Raw genomic sequence first — 565 nt, 5'->3', positions numbered from 1 at the left:
GTTGATGTACGGGCAGCCGCGGAACCCCGGAGCGCAGCTGACGGCCGCGAGCTCGCGCGCCAGCCCGGTGAGCATCCCTTCCGGATCACCCGCGTGCTGCGTGCGCAACGCCTCGACCGCCTCGCGCTCGCGGCGGACCTCGACCGAGACCAGCACCTCGAAGCTGCGGCCGACCGCCGCTGGGTCGATCACCGCGCGGTAGCCCTGGATCACCCCGTCCTGCTCCAGCTGGCGGACCCGGCGCATGCACGGCGAGGGCGTCAGCCCGACCCGCTGGGCCAGCTCCTGGTTGCTCAGCCGCCCGTCGCGCTGGAGCTCGCGCAAGATATCCCTGTCGATCTGATCCATCACGCGATCATATTGCCCACTCCATGTCACCTCTGGCAAGAATTCGCGATCGCATTGCGCACCTTCTCGCCTATTCTTGCTGGTGAGCGTTCCGCCACCCGCGGAGACCAACAGACAGCCCGGCCCCGGCAAACAGTCGGTGCCGGGCTGTTCCCCTTGCAGGAGGCACCCATGGGACGGATCGTCGTGATCAGCACCGGCGGGAGGATAGCCAGCC

General features: G+C 68.7%; 1 protein-coding gene. It reads right to left on the bottom strand.

Annotated features, from left to right (window positions below; all coding sequences use genetic code 11):
• The coding region (locus tag ABD323_RS44465) for an Lrp/AsnC family transcriptional regulator (protein WP_344447662.1) at nucleotides 1–348 on the bottom strand (348 nt) is incomplete at its 3' end.
• Nucleotides 349–565 lie beyond the last annotated feature (217 nt).

Origin of the sequence: Kitasatospora nipponensis, from assembly GCF_039528135.1 — a bacterium.
Lineage (GTDB): Bacteria > Actinomycetota > Actinomycetes > Streptomycetales > Streptomycetaceae > Kitasatospora > Kitasatospora nipponensis.
The sequence above is the reverse complement of the archived record's forward strand: the minus strand, read 5'-3'. Positions and strand labels throughout refer to the sequence as shown.